Source organism: Methylobacterium sp. WL19, assembly GCF_008040005.1.
Taxonomy (GTDB): Bacteria; Pseudomonadota; Alphaproteobacteria; order Rhizobiales; family Beijerinckiaceae; genus Methylobacterium; species Methylobacterium bullatum.
The window spans coordinates 1-19,506 of the sequence record NZ_VRVC01000100.1 but is presented as its reverse complement, the minus strand read 5'-3'; the positions used below and the strand labels follow the sequence as shown (position 1 = coordinate 19,506).

The window sequence follows — 19,506 nt, the reverse complement described above, 5'->3', positions numbered from 1 at the left end:
TCGCCGAGCCGAGGCTCCCGTCGCCGCCCCGTTTCGCCGACGAGGCCGCGCCCGCATTGCCCCTCGGCAGTGACCCGGCATCGCCCCTCCTGCCGGATCTCCTGCCCGATCCGCCGCCGCCGCCCGTCGAGGACGCCCGGCAGAGCCCGATCCGCGCGGTCGAGCCCGATTCCGAAGCGGCACCGGCGCGCCGGATCAAGCCGAACAAGCCGCCGCGGGCGGTCAAGCCGACGGCCATGGTCGATACGGTCATTCCGGCACCGGAGCCCGCGCCCATTGTCGCGGACGCCCCCCCGGCGCCAGTCGCGGTGCCTCCATCGCCGCCCCGCGAGGCCGATCGGGAGGAGCCCCTGGGCCTGCGATCGTCCGTCGTGGATGAGCCGGAGACTGCGCCGGAGCCCGTGCCCGCCCCGCCGCCGCCGCCCGAGGAAGCCGATCCAGCCGCGAGCCCCGCCAAGGGCGGTCTTGCGGTGGTGGGCACTTATGCCTCCGGTGGCAACACGTACGTGATGTACTCGAACGGCTCCATCGAGGCGGATACGCCGCGCGGCCAGTTCACCTTCGATTCTCTCGACGAGCTCAAGGCCTTCGTCGAGGCGGGCGGCGAAGAGGGGGCCGCCCGCGGCGCGGCGTGACGCTCCCGTCAGGCCAGCGGGTTCAGCCCCTCGGTCCGGGCGGGCAGCGGCGCCGTCATGGTCAGGCGAAACCCTTCGGGCGGATAGCTCGTGGCGATGTCGGCACGGACCTGGGCCGTGAGCACGCGCTGCAGCAGGCGTGAGCCGAAACCCTGGCGGGTCGGCGGTCGCACCGGGGGCCCATCGGATTCCGACCATTCGAGATGCAGCGTCTTGCCGTCCGCATCCTCCGTGACGTTCCAGGTGATGGTGACCCGTCCCTCCTGCGTCGAGAGCGCGCCGTGTTTCGCCGCGTTGGTGGTCAGTTCGTGGATCGCCATGCCGATCGGGACCGCGATCTCGGAGGCGAGGTCCACCGGTGGCCCGTCGAGGACGATCCGCCTCGCGCCCGGACCGTCCGAGGCACCGTCGCCATAGGGTCTGAGCTCGTTCTCCAGGAGGTTGCGCAGGGAGGCGGTCTGCCAGGTATCCTCGGTGAGGACCGAATGGGTATGGGCGAGCGACATGATCCGCCCGACGAAAGCCTCGTAGAAACTCTCGATGCTCGACGCCGTGCGGGCGGTGGAGCCGACGATGGCCTGGACGGTCGCCAGAGTGTTCTTCACCCGGTGGTGCAATTCGCGGATCAGCAGGGCCTGCCGCTCTTCGGCGATCCTGCGTTCGGTCACGTCGGCGACGACGCCGATGAGCCTGCGGGGGAGGCGGTCGGGGGCGTCGCTCTCGAAACGCCCGGCCATGTCGATGATGCGCCACGCGCCGTCATGCGCGCGTTGGATGCGGCCGCTGGCCTGAAGGGTGGAATCCTCGCGCAGAGCCGTCGAGATCGCCCGGCGGAACGCGGGGCGGTCGTCGGGATGGAGGACGGTACTCAGGAATTCGCGCTTACCGAGTGCCCCCTCCTCGGGGCGACGCCCGAAGATCGCGAACATGCGCTCGTTCTCCCAGACGGCCTGATCGTCCAGCATGTGCCATTCGAAGATGCCGAGTTCGGCCAGCGACGTGGCGATGCGCAGGCGCTCCTCGCTCTCGCGGAGGGCGTCGCGCGCGCCCACCCGCGTCGTCACGTCCTGCAGCACGCCCACCACGATTCCGGACCGGTCGCCCACGGCACCGATCGCCTGCCCCCTGGCACTGACCCGGATCTCGATATCGTCGCCCGCGCGACGCAGGCGGGCCTCGATGGCGAAGGGGGTGCCGGCGCGCATCGCCGCACGGGCGGTCGCCTTCACCCTCTCCACCTCGGGTGCCTCCATCAGGCCAGCGACCTGCGGCCAGGTCAGTGACGTACCGGGAGGGAAGCCGAGGATATGGGCCGCCCGCCGCGACACTCTGAGGAGTCCGTCCGCGAGATCGATCCGCCATTCTCCGAGCCCGGCGGCCGTGAGGGCGGCGCGGTTCTCCTCCGAGCGCACGATGTCGTCGGCGTCGACCCGTTCCACTACGAAGGTTCGAAGGTGGCCCTCATCCGTGGCCGCCGAAGGTCGGATGCGGACGTCCAGGGGCGTGCCGCTCGTGGTGGTCCAGCGCCGGATGCCGGCGAAGAGCACGTCGGGACCGTCTCCGAACACGGTGACGGGTTGGCCCGGTAGGCTTCCGGCTTCGTATCCGAGCAGGGTCGTCAGGAACCGGTTGGCATCGTAGATGCGATTCGTGGCGGGATCGACGATCACCAGGCCGATCCCGGCCTCCTCGAAGCCGCGCCGATAGGGGTCGGCCGGGGAGCGCGCATCCCCTGGCACTGGCGATCCTCGATCAGATCCGCTGCCCACTCCGCACCCTCACTCGGCGGCGCCCCGGACTCGTATGGGGCATCATCGCTCGATCCGGTAACCCCGGATGCTCGTTGCCTCGGCATCTGAGGTCGCAACGCTCTGCGCCGCAAGGGCTTACGACGAAAAAGCAGTGCTGGACCGCACCCGTTCAGCCGAGGCGGCGGAACTCCAGGTAGGTCGGACCACGGCCGGCCGCGATCGCCTTGGCCTCGTAGCGGGTACCCGGCCATTCCGGGAAGGGTCGCGTCCAATCGGCCGCCGCTTCGGCGGTCCAGTCGAGGGCGTCGCACCGGGCCGCCCGCACCAGGGTCCAGCCCGCATAATCGTCGATGTCGCTGGCAAAGCGGAAGACGCCGCCGGGCTTCAGGACCCGGGCGATCTCGGCCAGTGTCTCGTCCGAGACGAACCGCCGCTTGCGCTGGCGGCGCTTGGGCCAGGGATCGGGATAGAGCAGGTAGACGCGGGCGAGGCTCGCATCCGGAATGGCGGCGAGGAGCTGCGTGGCGTCCTCGTCCCAGATCCGGACATTGGCGAGGTCGCCGTCATCCACGGCCCGCAGCAGCTTGACGACGCCGTTGACGAAAGGCTCGGCGCCGATGATGCCGACCTGCGGGTGGCGCGTAGCCTGGGCGGCCAGATGCTCGCCGCCGCCGAACCCGATCTCGAGCCAGACCTCGTCCACCGGATGGGGGAAAAGCGCGGGCAGGTCGAGCCGCGCACCTTCCGCCGGCAGGGCTACGCGCAGGCGCGGCAGCAGATCGGCCAGACGTTGCTCCTGTCCGGCCCGCAGGCGCTTTCCCTTGCGCCGGCCGTAGAAGGCGCGGTCCGCGCCCTCGATTGCCGTCCCGCCCTCGTCGGGCGGGAGTTCATCCCGCCCGTACGCCACGGGTCAGGACAGGGCCGACTTGAGCTTGTCGGCGAGGTCGGTGCGCTCCCACGAGAAGCCGCCGTCATCCTCGGGCTTGCGGCCGAAATGGCCGTAGGCGGAGGTGCGGGCGTAGATCGGCTTGTTGAGGCCGAGGGCGAGGCGGATGCCGCGGGGCGAGAGGTCGAGGGCATCCATCAGCACGGTCTCGAGCTTGGCCTCGTCGACGGTCCCGGTGCCATGCAGGTCCACGTAGATCGAGAGCGGCTTGGCGACGCCGATGGCGTAGGCGAGCTGGATCGTGGCGCGGGTGGCGAGGCCGGCGGCCACCACGTTCTTGGCGAGGTAGCGCGCGGCGTAGGCCGCCGAACGGTCGACCTTGGTCGGATCCTTGCCCGAGAAGGCGCCGCCGCCATGCGGTGCCGCGCCGCCATAGGTGTCGACGATGATCTTGCGGCCGGTGAGGCCGGCATCCCCGTCCGGGCCGCCGATGACGAACTTGCCGGTGGGATTGACGTGCCAGACGGTCTCCTCGCCGACCCAGCCCTGGGGCAGGGCCGCCAGGATGTAGGGCTCGACGATGGCGCGCACGTCGGCGGAATCGAGGGTTTCGTCGATGTGCTGGGTGGACAGCACGATCTGGGTGACGCCGACCGGACGGCCGTTCTCGTAGCGGACGGTGACCTGGCTCTTGGCATCGGGGCCGAGCTTGGCCGCATCGCCCTGCTTGCCCTTGCGGGCGTCGGCCAGATCCTTGAGGATCTTGTGGGCGTAGTAGATCGGCGCCGGCATCAGCTCGGGCGTCTCGTCCGAGGCGTAGCCGAACATGATGCCCTGGTCGCCGGCACCCTCGTCCTTGTTGCCGGACGAATCCACGCCCTGCGCGATATCGGCGGACTGGGCGTGCAGGTGGATGGCGATGTCGTTGTTCTTCCAGTGGAAGCCCGACTGCTCGTAGCCGATGTCCTTCACCGCTTCACGGGTGAGGTGCTCCAGGTGCTCGAAGGTCACGGAATCCGGGCCGCGCACCTCGCCCGCGATGACGATGCGGTTGGTGGTGGCCAGGGTCTCGACCCCGAGGCGAGCTTCCGGCATCGCAGAAATATAGGCATCCACGATGGTGTCCGAGATCCGGTCGCAGACCTTGTCCGGATGGCCTTCGGAGACCGACTCGCTGGTGAACAGGTAGTTGGAACGCGGCATCTGAGGCCCCCCGGTTTCGGGTTCGCCTCGGCAGCGTTCGACCCGGTCTTCGGAACGGAGAGCTTCTGGCACTCCCTCCTCAGGCGGTCAAGATGACAAACCGAACGTATCCGCTAAAACGAACGAATCATACTGTAGATCAGCCGTTCAGCTTCTCGTCGAGGGCATGGATGGCGGCGGCGAATTCGCGGCGGTTGGCGTCCGAGAAATGCTCCGTCACGTGCTTGGCGACGACATCGACGAGACCGCTCCACGCGGCCTGCGCTCCATCCCGGGGTACGAAGGCCTGCTGGGGTGCCTCGCTCAGTCCACGGGGCGGGGCGTCGTCGCTACGGTTCATGCCATCGAAGAAGTAATCGATCGGCATGCCGGTCATGCGGCTTAAAATCTCGAGATGGATCGCGCTGATGCGGTTGATGCCCTTCTCGTACTTCTGGAGTTGTGCCGCAGACATGCCGAAGCTCTGGGCGACACGTTTCTGGGTCAGGGCGGATTTCTTCCTTTGCTCGGCGATGCGCATGCCGACATGGACATCGCGTGCATCGGTCTTTTGCCCAGCCATGTCAGATCCCGTCCAGTCTCATGAGCTTTACCGCGCACCTTGCCCTCGGGCAGATCCTCGACGCTCATGCTTCTTATGGTCGCTGTTTCTTCCACGTTCCCTTGTTCAACCCAACCCGAAAAAGACGGCACGGCCGCACTATTCCACGCCCTTGCCCGGCATTCAGCCGGGAGACGGGCGATCGGTCGAGGATGGGGTGATGGTGGCGTCCCCGGCAGGTCTCGAACCTGCGACCCCAGGTTTCATCCCACTTCGGCTTCCGCCGCCGCCCCTTGCCGGAGCGTTCGTGGTCTGGACTATCCCTTCGCCATGGATCGATCGGGAATGACCCTTCGCGATCTTTAGGCGCCGCCCGTCTAGTCTCTACACCTTCCCCGGATGGCTCCGGGGCTTGGCTCGGGATCGGCCGGACCAGCAAGCGTGCGGGCCGTGGGCGTTCCCCGAATTTGAGCGGATCCGCCGCGTGGTTTCCCCTCGCGACGCCCAATTGAAGTTTAGGAAACCTGTGCTCTGTCCAGCTGAGCTACGGAGACTCACCAAGCGTTTCCCTAGCATCATCGGACGGGGAGGCCAACCGGCGCTTGGAGCGGCAGTTTCAGGCCACCTTGCGCCGCAGCCACCGGCGCGCCTTCTGCGCGCGGGCGAACCATTCCGGATGGCTGCGCAGCCAGACCTTCGAGGCCTCGGCTCCGGCGATCGCGTGTTTCACCAGGCGGCCGCGCAGGGTCACGACCTCGTAGAGCTCGCTCAGGTCACGGGTCTGAACGCCGAAATCGGATTTGTAGGGCATCACGCCGACGGTGAAATCGAAATAGCCGAGTCCCTCGGCGCGGGCCCAGCGCAGGGTTTCGGCGACGATGTGGAGGCCCGGCGAGGTGTTGCGCCAGGCCTCTCCCGCCATGGTCAGCAGGATGCCATGGAAGGTCCCGCCATGGACGAGGCCGTAGGCGCAGGCGATCCATTCCCCATCGACCGCCAGTCCGAACAGGCGGACCGGTCCGCCGACGAGGCCCCGATGGGCGCCCTCACGGTAGAACGCCTCCACATCGGGCCGCGAGAGCAGGTTGAACCGGCCGATCTCGGCGAAGCGCGAGCGGCGCTGCTCCACCAGCGCATCGAAGATCCGGTCGATCTCCTCGGCGCTTCGCGCCTCCACGAAGGTGACGGTGCCCGCCCGCTCCAGTCGCCGGCGCAGCTTGGCCATGTCCTTCAGGGTGCTGGGACGGCACAGGCGCGCGAGCAGCGTCTCGGCGTCGCCCTCGATGGCGACGCCCGAGGCCTGCATGTCCATCCGGCTGCAGCCGGGCAGGGTGGCGAAGGGATTCGGCCGGCCGGTCACGTCGTCGGGGATGCGGCTGATCTGGATCAGGTCGGCCCTGGGGAGCACGTCGCGGATCGCCCTCCAGGCCTGGGCCATCTCGTCGGCGGAGAGGTCGATGCCGGGGGCGAGGATCGGTGCCGCATAGTCGCAGACGCCGAGATCGAGCCAGGTGATCGTCCGGTAGCCGCGAAGGCGCAGACGTGCCAGCGGCACCAGCATGACCGAACGCCCGTTGGCGTCGGTCACCTCGACGATGACCGGCTCGGCCTTGGAGGCGGTGCCCAGGCGCTCGACGACGGCCGTCGCCCAGTCGAGGCGCTGATAGGCCGTGGCGGTGCCATCGGATTCGAGCCTGCTCCAGAGATGGGCGACCGTCGCCATCGTCGTGTGGAGGCGCGCCTGGTAACCGCCGAGGGAGGTGGGGCGCGTCGGTGCGGGGACGTCTTGGATCACGCTCATGACTGGGATGTCCTGGCTGTCGCTGCGCGGCGAGACACACCCGCGCGCGCATCCGACGTGTCGGGATGGATGGTGCAAGGAGCCTCGCGGAAGGAGAGGCGGGTCATCGGCCGGCCCCCGCCTCGGTATCGCGGCCGAGGTCGGACCGCATCCGAGGCAGGACGGAGCGCCAGGGCTTCAGCATCCACAGGCAACCCGCCAGGACCACGACTTCCGAACACAGGACGCCGAAGAGCGACCAGGCCGGCTGAGCCACCAGCAGCAGGCCGATCACGGCGACGGCGCCGATTCCCACGCTCACGCCCGCGATGACCGAGAGGGGACGGAAGTCCTGCATCGTCTCCATCAGCACCCGCATCGGCGCGTGGATGAGCGAGACCGTGACGATGGCCCAGGCCGCCACCGCGATCAGCGTCATCGGCGCCGCCGTGAACTGGCCGGCGAACAGCTTGTGCTCGATGAGTTCGAGCGCCCAGAGGATGATGGCGCCGTAGGCGATGCAGCCGAGCCCGAGGAGGCCGGAGCAGATGAAGGCGAAGCGGCGGGCGAGGGTGAATTCGCCCCGGGCGAGATGGCCCGCCACCTCGGGCTGGACCATGTTGATGAGGGCGGATGCCGAGAGCCGCAGGGGGGAGAACAGCACGAAGGTGGCGGCCATCGGCGCATAGGCGGCCGGCCCCGCGATGGCGGCCACGAGAAGGCTCTGCCCCTGGCCCTGGACGTTGGCGGTGGTGACGTTGACCAGCGACCACGACAGGGTCGGGATCATGGCCCCGTAGCGGCGGCGCACCGAGCGGCCGAGGCTGAGCCGGATCGGTTCCCGCAGCAGGGCCAGCGATGCGACGATGCCGAGGCCGTTGGCGCAGGCCAGGGCGAACAGGGTCTCGTCGAGGCCGGGCGCGCCCTGGAAATGGATCATCGCCACGGTGAAGGCGGTGCCCGAGAGGGCGAAGACCACGTCTCCCAGCCCCGAGATCGCCGGCCGGTGCTTGGCGAAGAGCGCGAGGCGGAGATAGCTGCGGAGCGACCAGAGGCCGACGAAAAGGCTCCCCGCGAGGGCGTTGATGTCCGAGGTCGCCATCAGCGCCGCGCAGACCCCGGCCCCGATCGTCGCGGAGAGGATGACCGCCACCGTACCGAAGGTCACGTCGAACCCGCGCGCCGCGCGTCGTCCGGCGCGCGGCGGAATCGCGATGGTGGCCGGTACCCCGGCCAGCGACCGGATGTAGGTGAGCGCCAGCCCTCCCACGAGGAAGAGGATGGCGAAGCGCCCGTAATCGTGCGGGCTCAGGCTTCGCGCGAGGACGATGTTGATCCCGAAATGGAAGGCGCTCTGGGTGACTTCGCCCCCCAGCATGAGGATGAAGCGGCGCGCGAGGCGGTTCAGACCGTGCATGACGATTCAGCTCGCCGCGACGGCGCTGGCATCGACGCCCGCGCGACCGCCGATGCGGGCACGGATCATCGCCACCAGCCCTTCCGCTGCGGCGGCTTCTCCGAACAGAGCCGCGTAGCGAGCGCGGGCGGCCGCCGGAAAGTCCTGCCAGGAAACCGGATCGGTCACGATCCGCTCCAGGGCGGAGGCGAGGCTCGGCGCATCGTCGGGCGTGACGACCCAGCCGCTCGACCCCTCCTCGACCACCTCCGTCAGCCCGCCGATGCGGGACACGACGGGGGGGCGGCCATAGGCCATGGCCTCGATCGCCACGCGGCCGAGGGATTCCGGCAGGCGCGACGGCACCGTGACCACGTCGGCCCAGCGGTAGAGATCGGATGGATCGTCGACGAAGGGAGACAGGCGGATGATCGAGCCGAGCCCCGCATCGGCGATCTGGCGGCCGAGCGCCTCTTCGCGCGCCGTATCCTCGAAGGCGCTGCCGACGATGCGGACCTCGATCCGCGCGCGCACCTCCGGCGGCAGCGAGCGGATCGCCTCGACCAGGATCTCCTGTCCCTTGATGCGGCTGATCCGGCCCAGCATCAGCAGGCGCAGGGGACGCGAGCCGTCATAGGTCGAGGCCGGCGGCGTCTCGGGACCCGCAATGCCGTTATAGACCACCCGCATGGCGACCTTGGAGGTCAGCGAGAAGGCCTTCGCGGTGGCGCGGGAGTTGAACACGATGTCGGCCCCGCTCCAGCGGATCAGCCCGCGCAGAAGCTTCAGGGTGGCGCCCTGAGGGATCTCGTGGACATGCACGATGGCACGGCCGGGGCAGAGCCGGGCGGCCAGGAGATAATCCGCCACCACCGAGGTGTTGATGTAGACGAGGTCGCTCGCGCGCAGCCGCCGCCAGGCGCGCAGCATCGCCACCGGCAGCGTGAGCAGGCCGAGGGTGGCGAGGCGCGGTAGGTCGCGGCGCCGGAGAATCCAGAGCGGCTCGAAGACGATCCGCGAAGCAACGCCTTCGAGGGCGGCCACGATGGGGCCGGTGCGGGGCAGGACGACGTCGATGACGGCGGCGGGATAGGCCGCGCGAAAGATCCGCACGCTCTCAACGAAGCTGCGGTCGGACCCGTAGAGCTCGTATCCCTGATGGACGCAGGTGATGCGCATGCCGACTCGACCCTAATCCCAACCTGAACTGCCCCAAGATGACATGCCACGATGTTTTCAATCGTTACCGGGCAAGAACCTCACCCAGTGTAATCATGGGGCATGGTTGCCTGGAGATGTTTCTCGTGTCCCGTCGCGGGACGGTTGGGGGCTAAAGGAGACTCGGATGCCGTCGCACAAGCCCTCTCTGTTGATCCTGGGGACGCGTGGCATTCCCGCATCCCATGGCGGCTTTGAAACCTTCGCCGAGAAGCTCGCGCTCTTTCTCGTGAAGCGCGGCTGGCATGTGGCGGTCTATTGCCAGGACGAGGTCGAGGCGGTGAGCGAGCGTTTCCGCACGACCACCTGGCAAGGCGTCGAGCTCATCCATGTGGCCGTCTCCACCAGCGGCCCGCGGGCGACCCTGGATTTCGACTGGCATTGCGTGCGCGATGCCGCCAGGCGGGGCGGCGTCAGCCTCGTCCTCGGCTATAACGGGGCGGTCTTCCTGCCGTATCTGCGCCTCTCCGGCGCGAAGATCATCACCAATATGGACGGCATCGAGTGGAAGCGGCCGAAATGGTCCATGGCGGTGCGCGCTTGGTTCTGGACCAATGAGTGGATCGCCGCCTGGTCTTCGCACCGCCTCGTGGCCGACCATCCCGCCATCGCCGACCATGTGGCCACGCGCCGTCCGCGATCCGCCATCGCCACCATCCCGTATGGCGGCGATCCGATCTCGGCGGCGCCGACCGCGCCCATCGCGGCCATGGGCCTGAAGCCGGGGCGGTACATGACGTCGATCGCCCGGATCGAGCCCGACAACAACATCCTCACCATGGTCGACGCCTTCTCGCGCAAGGTGCGGGGCATGCGGCTCGTGGTCCTCGGCACGCTCTCCGACAGCAATCCCTATCATCGCGCCGTGAGGGAGGCGGCCAGCGACGAGGTGCTCTTTCCCGGCGCCATCTATGAATCCGAGACGATCAGATCCCTGCGCTTCCATGCGCGGGCCTATCTGCACGGGCATACGGTGGGCGGCACCAACCCGTCCCTTGTGGAGGCTCTGTGGGCCGGCAACGCGGTGATCGCCCACGACAATCCGTTCAACCGGGGGACGGCGGGCGAGGAGCAGTTCTACTTCGCCGATGCGGATGCCTGCGAGCGGCACATCGAAACCCTGATCGCGGACGATGGCGTGGCGAGACGGGCGGGTGTCGCCTCGCTCGCCCGTGCCGCCGACCGCTTCGAATGGTCGGAGATCCTGAAGCAGTACGAGGCGGAGGCGACGGCCCTCGGGGGCTTCGCCGCGCCGGCGGGCCAGGAGTCGAAGCACTCCGGCACCTCGTCCGCCCATCTCCCCCCGGCCCCGATGGCGATGGGAAGCCAGAGCCGAGATCGCGCTTCGTGAGGCCAGTGCCCACGCGCAGGGCGATCCTCGCGGCCGCGGCTTTGACGGCGGTACGGATCCCGGCCGCCGCCGCCACGCCGCCGCTCCGCCTGAGGCGCGGCGTCAATACCTGGCCGTGGTTTTCCCTGACGCGGGAATTCCCGGCGCCGCGCACGGATTACGGGACGCCGCCGTTCCAGGAGGGCCGGCCCGTCCCGACCGGCCGCGACCTCGCCCGTCTGCGAGCGGCCGGGTTCGACTTCCTGCGCCTGCCCGTCGATCCCGGCCCCTTCGCCGCCGCCGTGCCGGAGGAGCGCGAGCGTCTCATGGCCGACCTCAGGGCCGCGGTGGAGGCGGCGTTGCGCGCGGATCTCGCGGTCCTCGTCAACGTGCAGGCCAATGGCGCGACCCATCACTGGAACCCGCAGAATTTCTACGGCGATCCCGGCGCGCCGCTGTTTCCCACCTATCGCCGCTTCGTCTCCGACCTAGCCCGACTGCTGGAGGGGATCGCCCCGGAGCGGCTGGCGCTGGAGCCCGTCAACGAGCCGCCGCAGGGATGCGGCGCGGCATCGTGGCTGACGATCCAGGACGACCTCCTCGGCGAGGCCCGCCGGGTCGCCCCGCGCCTGACCCTCGTGGCCTGCGGCGCCTGCGGCAGCATGATCACCGGGCTCACCGCCCTCGACCCCGCGCCGCTGGCCCGCTTCGCGCCGCTGCTGTTCACCTTCCATTATTACGAGCCCTACCTGTTCAGCCATCAGGGGGCGCCCTGGATGCGGGAGCCGGTCTACCGCGCCCTCAACGCGGTGCCGTGGCCGGCCTCCGCCGGTCGCCTCGAGTCGACGCTGTCCGCCGTGAAGGCCAGGATGGACGGTGATGCCGGCCTGTCCGCTGAGGCGAAGCATGACGCCTACACCCTGACCGAGGCCAAGCTCGGCGAGTATTTCGCCGCCCGGCCCGATAAGGGCTACCTCGCCCGCCACCTCGCCATGGTGGGGGAATGGGGCCGCCGCCACGGCATCGCCCCAGGGACCATCGTGCTCGGGGAGTTCGGGGCCCTGCGCAGCGATGCGCGCTACGTCGCCTCCCATGCGGAGGACCGGGCGCGCTACGTCCGCGACGTGCGGGAGGCGGCCGAGGCCGAAGGCTTCCCCTGGGCCTTCTGGAACCTGTTCGACGGGATGGGGCTGATGGACGATGCCAGCAAGCGCTTCGATCCCGCCATCGTCACCGCCCTCGGTCTGCGCCTCCCGGCGGACGATCGCTGACCGCGTGGAACAGGCCGAGGAGGAGGATGGCGAATTTGGCGAGCAGCGTGGTCTTGCCGCCGATCCCCTCGAACGTGTTCACCAGGATGACGAAGGCGATGACGGGCAGGAACGTGCCGGGGCGGCAGTGGCGGACCAGCTCGATCATGTAGAGCGTCACCGCGACGGTGAGCAGCACCGTCATGAAGATGCCCTGGTAGACGAGGGTCCGGACGATGGGGTTCTCGATGCCCCATTCGAGCCCGCTCACGCGCCGTAGCGAATCCACCAGGCTCATATCCGGGCCGACCAGCAATTCGCGGAAGGGGATGCTGGCGACGAGGTCGAGCATTTCCACGCGGGCATTGGCGCTGCCGCCATCGGCCATGAACCGGCTGAGCAGCGCGTCGAAGAACCCGCCGGCCGCGAGGCCGCCGATGCCGAGGGGCACGAGGGTGAACAGGAAGATCCCCGCCGCCGCCGCCAGGAGCGGGATCCGGCCCGCGCTCAGCACCTTGTGCAGGGCGAAGAGACCGTAGCCGCCGCCGAAGATCAGCGTCACCACCATGGCCGAGCGCCCGCCGAAGGCCACGAGGGCGGCGAGCTGCAGCCCGATCATCGCGAGCCGTTGCGGACCGGTCATGCGTCCGCCACCGCCGATGAGGGCGAGGACGTAGCAGGCCGTGAGGGTGGCGTTGCCGAGGGGGTGTCCCTGAAGTGCGGCCGAGCGCGTATCGGTTGCGAAGACCTGACCGTCGAGCCGGTATGGGAAGAACAGGGTCTTCGTCGCGAATTCCGTGAGGCCGAGCAGGGCGTTGACCAGCAGCACCGCATGAACTGTCAGTTCGAGGCGCCTCCAGGTGAGCGCGTCGCGGTCGGCCAGCAGGACCACGAAGAGGCCCGGCAGCAGGAACGTGTCCAGCGCCCCCGCCATGCCGGGGCCGCTGCGCAGGACGATGTGCAGGAACAGCCCGATGCTGCACGCGGCCAGCAGCATTCCTGCCGGCCGTACCTGCACGGCATAGACGAGGTAGCCCGCCGGGTTGCCGGACTTCAGCGCGGCCCAGCCAAAAAGGACGATGACCAGATAGGTCGAGGGATGGATCTTCTGCGGCGCCGCGCCGGTGAGCCCGTCGTAATTGATCCCGACATTCCACAACATGCCGCCCGACACGCCGAGGATCAGCACGGTGAGGGCGATCAGGCCGAGCGGCATCGGGCTGCGCGACGCCGCTCCGGCTTCCTTCCGTCCTCGGGCCGGGGAATGAACCGCGCTCCTCATGGTCCGCCCGTCACGCCGCCGCCGCGTAGCGATCGACGAAGAGGCTGCCCGAGACCGGCCGGCCGAGCACTTCCGAGATGTCGAGGATATCGAGGAGGTCGCGCTGGCGCGTGGCGCCGTTTTTCGCCACGATCAGCAGCCGGTCGCTGGCAGCGGCGAGGGGCCCGATCCGCAGGTTGCCGGTCAGCACGCCGCCATCGATGAGGATGAGGTCGAAGCTCGATTTGGCGGCTGCGAGGAACTGCTCGATATTGGCCCGGCTCAGGGCCTCGCGCGAGGCCTTGGCGAGATCGCCGATGCCGATCCGCGCGGCACCGCTCTCCGCATCCGCCTTGGCCGCCGCCGCCATCCCGACCTCGCCGCGCAGGACCTCGATGAGGCCGGGGCCGGAGGCGTTCTCCTCCGGTGTCGCTTCGAGGTCCGCCTCGACCACGAGCACGCGCTCGCCGCGCGCCGTGGCCACCGCCGCGAGGAGATGGATCGTCGAGCGCCGGTCCGCCGTATCCGAGGCCGCCGAGGTGACGAGCACGCTCAACGCCTGGCCCGGCGGGTGGATCTGGCCGCGCACGCTGGCCAGCCGGTCGAGGGTCAGGCTCGCGGCGACGCTGGCCGGACGCTCGCTTCCCGCCTTGAACTCCGGATAGGTGGCGACCACGGAGGTGTGGGAGAGCCGCTCCATCTGGCGCCGGGACAGGACGGTGGGATCGAGATATTCGCGCACGAAGGCGAGGCCGGCCCCGAGGCCGAGGCCGCTGACGAGGCCGCCGACGAACAGCAGGAGGCGCAGGGGCCAGCTCCGCTCGGCGGGCGGACGGGCCCAGCTGATGACGCGGGCATTGGTAGTGTCGATGCCGGTCTGTTCCTGGATCTCGCGCGAGCGGTTGAGGAAGTTGCTGTAGACGGCCCGGCTGGTATCCACCTCACGTTCGAGCTCACGCAGGCGCACGGAGGCTTCGCCGGTGACGATGGAGCCCCGCTTCAGCTCGTCGAGATTTGCGGTCAGGGCTTTCTCGTTGGCGACGGCGCGCTGGTAATCCGTCTCGGCGGAGCGGGCGATGCGGGTCAGCTCCGTCTCGGTCAGGCGTTTGACGTCCTGCATCTGGGTCCGCACCGCCTCGATGAAGGGGTGGCGGTTGCCGAGCTGGGTGCGCAGATCCGCTTCCTTGCTCGCGAGTTCCGCATACTGGCTGCGCAAGCGCTCGATCACCGCGGACTGGATCGCCTCCGGGGCCGTGTCCGGTCCGAACGCGGTACTCCCGCGCGCGTCCTTGATCTGCTGCAGCCGGGTGCGCGCCTCCGCCGTGCGGGCGCGGGCGGCCACGATGCGGTTGTTGCTCTCGGCCAGTTGCTGCTCGCTTATGAGCTGGCCGCTCGCCGTGATCAACCCGTTCTCGGCCTTGAACGTCTCGACCTTGTTCTCGGCGACGTTGACGCGCTTGCGCAGGTCGTCGAGGCGCGACGCCATCTCGGACGAGGCCCGCGAGGCCGCGTCGGCGCGGGCGGAGGTCTGGTCCTTGAGGTAGGCGGCGGCGATGGCGTTGACGATCCTGGCCGCCTTGTCCGGGTTGCCCGCGGTGACCACGACATCCACCACGAAGACCTTGTCGGCGCGCTTCACCGCGAGCCTGCGCCGCAGGGCGCGGACGGCCCGGGCCTCGGCGGCGGCATCGGTGGCGGGTGCGGCGCCTTCGCCCTGGAGGGTGCGCAGGGTCCAGCTGAGGAAGCCGGTGCCGACGCCGCCGAAATCCGGGTCGTCGAGCAGTCCGGCATCGCGGGCGGCGCGGGTCAGGACCGAATCCGATTCGATCACCCGCGCCTGGCTCTCCACCTGCATCACACCGCCATCCGGCGCCATGGCGACGGGATTGACGTCGTTGGTGACGATCTGCTTGTCGCGCGGGTCGATCAGGATCTGGGCCGTGGCCGCGTAGAGCGGCGGTGCGAGGAAGCCGTAGGCCACCGCGATGAAGGTGAGCAGCGCGGCGGTTCCGAGCACCCAGGCCCGGCGCACGGTGAGGATGCGCCAGAGATCGCCGATCTCGGCGCTCTTGTCGGGCTCGGAGGAGGGCGGCCGGTCGATGCTGGATCGACCGATCCAATCCGCCGCCGCGATATGTCTGTCGATCTGTGCCATCGGATGCTCGGGCCGTGGCCGGGATACAGCCCGTCCTTCGGATACAGGCATGATCCGACTTTACTGACGATTCACCAACACCCGGAGATTTCCCCGGTCTCGGCCCTCTTCGTGCGGGGCATGGTTAGCGAACCATTAAAGTAATCCCGCCGCCGGTGCTTATTCCGAGGGCAGTGAAGGGTTTCTCAATCGCGATGGTGTAACGGGAAGACATGAGGGGGCGTCCCGCGTCGGACCGATCCCGCCATCCGGTGGCTTTCGGCCTCGGCTTTCGACTGTCCGGGGACCGACGACGATGCGCCTGCGACTGAGGTTGGATGGATGCGCCCCCCGCCGCTGGCATCTCCGCCTTCTGGAACGGCTCGCAGCACTTCCCGGGCTCGAAGTGGAAGTCGACCGCTCGCCGGGACCGGGGGGGCTGCCGGACAATGCCGCGCTGCTGTTCCGCCTCGAAGCTCTGCTGAACCGGCTGTCCCTCGGCGGTCTGTCCGCCCCCGTCCCGGGAAGCGCATTCGCTGCTTATCCCGAGCCCACGGCGGGCGCGTCCTGCATCCTCGATCTTTGCGGCGATGCGGAGGGCGGCCCGGACCTTCCGGTCTGGCGCCTCGGCTTCGACGGCGTGGCGGGAGAGGGCGCGCTTCTCGCGGCGCTTCTCGCCGGCCGCTCCCCCGTGGCGGCCCTTTCCACGGATGGCAGGATCATCGCCTCCGGGCGCTTCGGCGCCGAGGATCGCGGCACCATGCTCACCGCGTTCGAGGACGGGCTGATCCGCAGTATCACGCTCATCGTTGGCGCGCTTTCGGGCGCCCGGCCGCTTCTCCGGGACGGCGTCCCGGTGGCGCCGGAGGCGCCCGCCCTGACCGTGAAGACGATCGGCACCCGCGCCGCGAAGATGGCGGCGCGGCTCGTCGTCCGCCGCCTCTATTACCTTTGCTATCGCGCCCCCCATTGGCGCGTCGGCTGGCGTCGGTTGGCCGGCCCGGATCTCGTGGACCTGCGTGCGCATCCTTCGTCCGGCTGGCACGACCTGGCGGATGACGGCCTGCGCTTCTACGCCGATCCGTTCGGGATCGAGCACGAGGGCCGTACCATCCTCTTCGTCGAGGATTTCCCGCACGCGACGGGCAAGGCGCTGATCTCGGCTGTGGCCTTCGATGGGAACGGACCCATCGGAACGCCGGTCCCCGTGCTGGAGGAGCCGTATCACCTGTCCTATCCGTTCGTGTTCGAGCGCGACGGGTCGTTCTGGATGATCCCGGAGAGCTGCGCCAACGGCACGGTCGACCTCTACCGGGCCACGGCCTTTCCGGGCGGCTGGGTCAAGGAAGCGACGCTGCTCAGCGGCATCACGGCCAGCGATCCGACCCTGCTGGAGCGGGACGGCCGCTGGTGGATGTTCGCGACGGTGCGCGATCAGGCCGCCGATGTCGGCGGGGGGACGGTGCTCGGCTCCTACCACGACAGCCTGCATCTTTGGTCGGCCCTGGATTTCCGCGGCCCCTGGACGCCGCATGCGCGCAACCCGGTGCTCATCGACATCGCCTCCGCGCGGCCGGCGGGACGCATCGTCGAACGGGACGGCGCCCTGATCCGCCCGGTCCAGGATTGCCGCCTGGGTTATGGCGAGGCCCTGGCACTGGCGCGGATCGACCGTCTCGACGACGAGGGTTACGCGCAGACCGTGGAGACGATCCTGCGCTCGGGTCCGCTCTTTCCCGGCACCCGTCTCCACACCCTCAACCGGACCTCGACCTTCGAGTTCATCGACGGCTCGGCCCGCTCCCCCCGTTGGCGCAGGGGGCGATAGCCCGGCTCAGACGGTCTTGGTGCGCCCGATCGCCGGTCCGCGCGGCTTGGCGAAGGCCGTGCGCAGCAGGTGGAGGGCGTGCAGGCCGTAGCGGCCCACGCGGTTGCGCAGGCGCCGCAGGGTCCATACCGCACCGCTGCCGACCGTGATCTGGCGGGCATAGAGGCTCGCCTGAAGGCATTGCCGGTCGGAGGTCTGCTTGATCGGGTCGGCGTAGAATTCGGCGATCTTGTCCTTGCCCATTCCCGGGGTGGCGAACCAGCGCGGCAGATGCTCGGAGCAGAGCCGGTCGACATCGGTCAGCACCTTTCCGATCCCGGTCCCGGGGATCGGACAGGGGGTCAGGAAGGCGTCTCCCAGGAGCACGACCCCGTCGCGTTCCGCATCGGCCGCCTGGACGACGTCGATGGGGCGCATCTCCACGGGGCCCGTGACGGTGAGGTCCGGGCAGAGGCGGGCGAGGCCGGGCATGGCCTGCCGCATCAGCGCCTCGGGCGATTTGCGGAACTCCTTCACCCAGGGATCGGAGAGCGCGCGGTAGACGAAGAGATTGGCCCGCATCGTCGCGCCGATGGGAAAGAGCGTGACATAGGCCACCGTCTTGTCCGCGCTCTCGCCGTAATAGGTGAGGGATTCGAAGCCGAAGGACGAGGGCGGGGCCGCCATGTCGAAGCCGAAGCACAGGGAGTGCTTCTCGCTGATCATGGTCCTGCCGATACCGACCTTGCGCCGGAGCACGTCGCCGAGGCCGGTGGCCAGGAGAACCAGCCGCGCTGTGCGCACGCTGCCATCGGCGAGGGTGACCGTCTGCCGTTCCGGGCCGGTCTCGATCTCCGCCACGCGCCCGATGACCAGGGGCGAGGAGGCGGGCAGGGCGCCGCGCAGGTCGTTGATGAGGGGCGTGTAATGGACGCCGTATTCGCGCACGGCATGGCGCGAGACCAGATGGCCGAAGCGCGTGACGCAGACCTCGTCCACCGGCGTCGTCACGGCCCGCGCCAGTTCGCCGAAGCCGAGCTTCTCGAACAGGTCCATCTGCGGCACGCCGAGCTTTTCCGCCCGGAAGTCGGGGGGATAGACCGCGTGAGTGTCGATGATCGCCGCGTCGTAACCGGCCCTGGTGAGCGCAATGGTCGCGGTAGTCCCGGCGAGGCCTGCTCCGATGACGATGACGTCGTGGTGGATCTCAGACATCCAGAACCTCCCGCCCGAGCCCGAATGGGCCGCCTCTCCTCCGCCCCGTGCGTCCGCCGTGCCATTTTGGCACCCATTCGCGGCGCAGGCGGGTCGGGACAACCCCTCGCAGCAGGGCATATGCCGCCCGCTCCGTCGCGATCAAGGTGCGCCGTTAGCCTAAAGAATCCGTGCGGTTAACACTGCCGTTTCGAGCCGGGCCGGCAAGTTACCTCGGCGAGTTACCTCGGCAAGTCGAGCCGCGCGCGAAGACCATGGAAGCTTCCGCGGTCGAGACGAAGCGTGCCGCCATAGAGTTCGGCCAGTTCCGTGGTGATCGACAGGCCGAACCCGTGGCCGGGCACGGTCTCGTCCAGGCGTTTGCCGCGCCCGAGAACCCCGGCGGCTGCGTCCGCGTCGAGGCCCGGCCCGTCATCCTCGACCGTGATGGTGACGCCCCGTTGGTTGAGCGCGGCAGCGATCCGGACCCGCGCCCGGCACCAGCGGCAGGCATTGTCGATGAGGTTGCCGAGCATCTCGTCGACGTCCTGGCCGTCGCAGGCCACCGCGATGCCGTCCGCCACCTCCACCGAAAAGGCGATGCCCTTCTCGGCATAGAGCCGCGCGAAGGTGGAGCGGAGATCGGCCACGGGCGCCTCCAGCGCCGTCCTCTCGCGGGTGGCCCCGCCCAGGGCCGCCGAGCGGGCGCGGCGCAGATGATGGCGGATCTGCCCGTCCATGCCCGAAACCAGAGTCGTGAGCCGGCCGTCGGGATCGCGCTCCCCGTCCCGCAGCGCCATGGTCAGGGTCGCGAGCGGCGTTTTCAATCCGTGGGCGAGGTTGGCCACATGGGTGCGTGCCCGTTCGAGATTCGCCGCGTTTTCGCCGAGCAGCGCGTTCACCTCGCGGACCAGGGGACGGATCTCCGCCGGCTGCGTCTCCGGCACCTGTGCGCGCTTGCCCGCGCGAATCTCGGCGAGGTCCCGGCGCAGGCGCTCCAGCGGTCGGAGGCCCAGGCGCACCTGCGCGATGAGGCCGGCGAGGAGGCAGAGGCCGAGCACGGCGAGGATCAGCGCCAGCGTGAGGCTCGCCTCGCGGACGGGGCCGCGCAGGGCCGCCA

The 19,506-nt window shown here is 69.3% G+C and carries 14 protein-coding genes and 1 pseudogene; 4 read left to right on the top strand and 11 right to left on the bottom strand.

Features of this window, described 5'->3' with window-relative positions; all coding sequences use genetic code 11:
* Positions 1-635: pseudogene (locus FV220_RS18210) on the top strand (hypothetical protein); the annotation flags it as partial.
* 8 nt (positions 636-643) lie between these two features.
* Here the strand turns inward: FV220_RS18210 and FV220_RS18205 are convergent.
* From FV220_RS18205 to FV220_RS18175, 7 genes are all read right to left on the bottom strand, one after another.
* On the bottom strand, positions 644-2,404 hold the full coding sequence (locus tag FV220_RS18205) for an HWE histidine kinase domain-containing protein (protein ID WP_147832790.1): 1,761 nt from the start codon (positions 2,402-2,404) through the stop codon (positions 644-646).
* 151 nt (positions 2,405-2,555) lie between these two features.
* Positions 2,556-3,293, bottom strand: coding sequence for a tRNA (guanosine(46)-N7)-methyltransferase TrmB (trmB, locus tag FV220_RS18200; protein ID WP_187273453.1), 738 nt, complete (start codon positions 3,291-3,293; stop codon positions 2,556-2,558).
* 3 nt (positions 3,294-3,296) lie between these two features.
* Entirely contained in the window at positions 3,297-4,475 is a 1,179-nt protein-coding gene (gene metK / locus FV220_RS18195; protein ID WP_018041796.1) for a methionine adenosyltransferase, read from the bottom strand.
* A gap of 139 nt (positions 4,476-4,614) precedes the next feature.
* The gene (locus FV220_RS18190; protein WP_056248423.1) at positions 4,615-5,037 is read right to left on the bottom strand and encodes a helix-turn-helix domain-containing protein; all 423 of its coding nucleotides are present in this window, start codon (positions 5,035-5,037) and stop codon (positions 4,615-4,617) included.
* A gap of 595 nt (positions 5,038-5,632) precedes the next feature.
* Complete coding sequence (locus FV220_RS18185; RefSeq protein WP_056147781.1) at positions 5,633-6,817, bottom strand: GNAT family N-acetyltransferase; 1,185 nt, start codon at positions 6,815-6,817, stop codon at positions 5,633-5,635.
* Positions 6,818-6,920: 103 nt separating this feature from the next.
* Positions 6,921-8,213: a hypothetical protein gene (locus tag FV220_RS18180; protein WP_056147777.1), complete on the bottom strand. Its 1,293-nt coding sequence runs from the start codon at positions 8,211-8,213 to the stop codon at positions 6,921-6,923.
* A gap of 6 nt (positions 8,214-8,219) precedes the next feature.
* Positions 8,220-9,371, bottom strand: a complete 1,152-nt coding sequence (locus FV220_RS18175) for a glycosyltransferase (protein WP_147832789.1) — start codon at positions 9,369-9,371, stop codon at positions 8,220-8,222.
* A gap of 166 nt (positions 9,372-9,537) precedes the next feature.
* Between FV220_RS18175 and FV220_RS18170 the strand changes: the two genes are divergently transcribed.
* Positions 9,538-10,761, top strand: coding sequence for a DUF1972 domain-containing protein (locus FV220_RS18170; RefSeq protein WP_147832788.1), 1,224 nt, complete (start codon positions 9,538-9,540; stop codon positions 10,759-10,761).
* A gap of 41 nt (positions 10,762-10,802) precedes the next feature.
* Positions 10,803-12,011, top strand: a complete 1,209-nt coding sequence (locus tag FV220_RS18165; RefSeq protein WP_147832791.1) for a cellulase family glycosylhydrolase — start codon at positions 10,803-10,805, stop codon at positions 12,009-12,011.
* Here the strand turns inward: FV220_RS18165 and FV220_RS18160 are convergent.
* Together FV220_RS18160 and FV220_RS18155 are read right to left on the bottom strand one after the other, a co-directional pair.
* On the bottom strand, positions 11,971-13,206 hold the full coding sequence (locus tag FV220_RS18160) for a VpsF family polysaccharide biosynthesis protein (RefSeq protein ID WP_147832787.1): 1,236 nt from the start codon (positions 13,204-13,206) through the stop codon (positions 11,971-11,973). The two genes, FV220_RS18165 and FV220_RS18160, sit on opposite strands and share 41 nt — an antisense overlap.
* Positions 13,207-13,282: 76 nt before the next feature.
* On the bottom strand, positions 13,283-15,406 hold the full coding sequence (locus tag FV220_RS18155; protein WP_056147760.1) for an exopolysaccharide transport family protein: 2,124 nt from the start codon (positions 15,404-15,406) through the stop codon (positions 13,283-13,285).
* Between the two features lie 295 nt (positions 15,407-15,701).
* Between FV220_RS18155 and FV220_RS18150 the strand changes: the two genes are divergently transcribed.
* Complete coding sequence (locus tag FV220_RS18150; protein ID WP_147832786.1) at positions 15,702-17,213, top strand: formyl transferase; 1,512 nt, start codon at positions 15,702-15,704, stop codon at positions 17,211-17,213.
* 6 nt (positions 17,214-17,219) lie between these two features.
* Here FV220_RS18150 and FV220_RS18145 read toward each other — a convergent pair whose 3' ends face one another.
* Positions 17,220-18,407 carry an NAD(P)/FAD-dependent oxidoreductase gene (locus tag FV220_RS18145; RefSeq protein WP_018041807.1) on the bottom strand — a complete coding sequence of 396 codons (1,188 nt, stop codon included), beginning with the start codon at positions 18,405-18,407 and terminating at the stop codon, positions 17,220-17,222.
* A gap of 221 nt (positions 18,408-18,628) precedes the next feature.
* Positions 18,629-19,506 (bottom strand): ATP-binding protein (locus FV220_RS18140; protein ID WP_147832785.1); only part of this gene is annotated, 878 nt, incomplete at its 5' end.

Excerpts from the sequence above, each read along its gene's own strand:
- FV220_RS18155 (WP_056147760.1), bottom strand. The coding sequence starts at position 15,406 with ATGGCACAGATCGACAGACATATCGCGGCGGCGGATTGGATCGGTCGA.
- FV220_RS18145 (WP_018041807.1), bottom strand. The coding sequence starts at position 18,407 with ATGTCTGAGATCCACCACGACGTCATCGTCATCGGAGCAGGCCTCGCC.
- FV220_RS18160 (WP_147832787.1), bottom strand. The coding sequence starts at position 13,206 with ATGCCGCTCGGCCTGATCGCCCTCACCGTGCTGATCCTCGGCGTGTCG.
- metK (WP_018041796.1), bottom strand. The coding sequence starts at position 4,475 with ATGCCGCGTTCCAACTACCTGTTCACCAGCGAGTCGGTCTCCGAAGGC.
- FV220_RS18150 (WP_147832786.1), top strand. The coding sequence starts at position 15,702 with ATGCGCCTGCGACTGAGGTTGGATGGATGCGCCCCCCGCCGCTGGCAT.
- FV220_RS18175 (WP_147832789.1), bottom strand. The coding sequence starts at position 9,371 with ATGCGCATCACCTGCGTCCATCAGGGATACGAGCTCTACGGGTCCGAC.
- FV220_RS18170 (WP_147832788.1), top strand. The coding sequence starts at position 9,538 with ATGCCGTCGCACAAGCCCTCTCTGTTGATCCTGGGGACGCGTGGCATT.
- FV220_RS18190 (WP_056248423.1), bottom strand. The coding sequence starts at position 5,037 with ATGGCTGGGCAAAAGACCGATGCACGCGATGTCCATGTCGGCATGCGC.
- FV220_RS18185 (WP_056147781.1), bottom strand. The coding sequence starts at position 6,817 with ATGAGCGTGATCCAAGACGTCCCCGCACCGACGCGCCCCACCTCCCTC.
- FV220_RS18180 (WP_056147777.1), bottom strand. The coding sequence starts at position 8,213 with ATGCACGGTCTGAACCGCCTCGCGCGCCGCTTCATCCTCATGCTGGGG.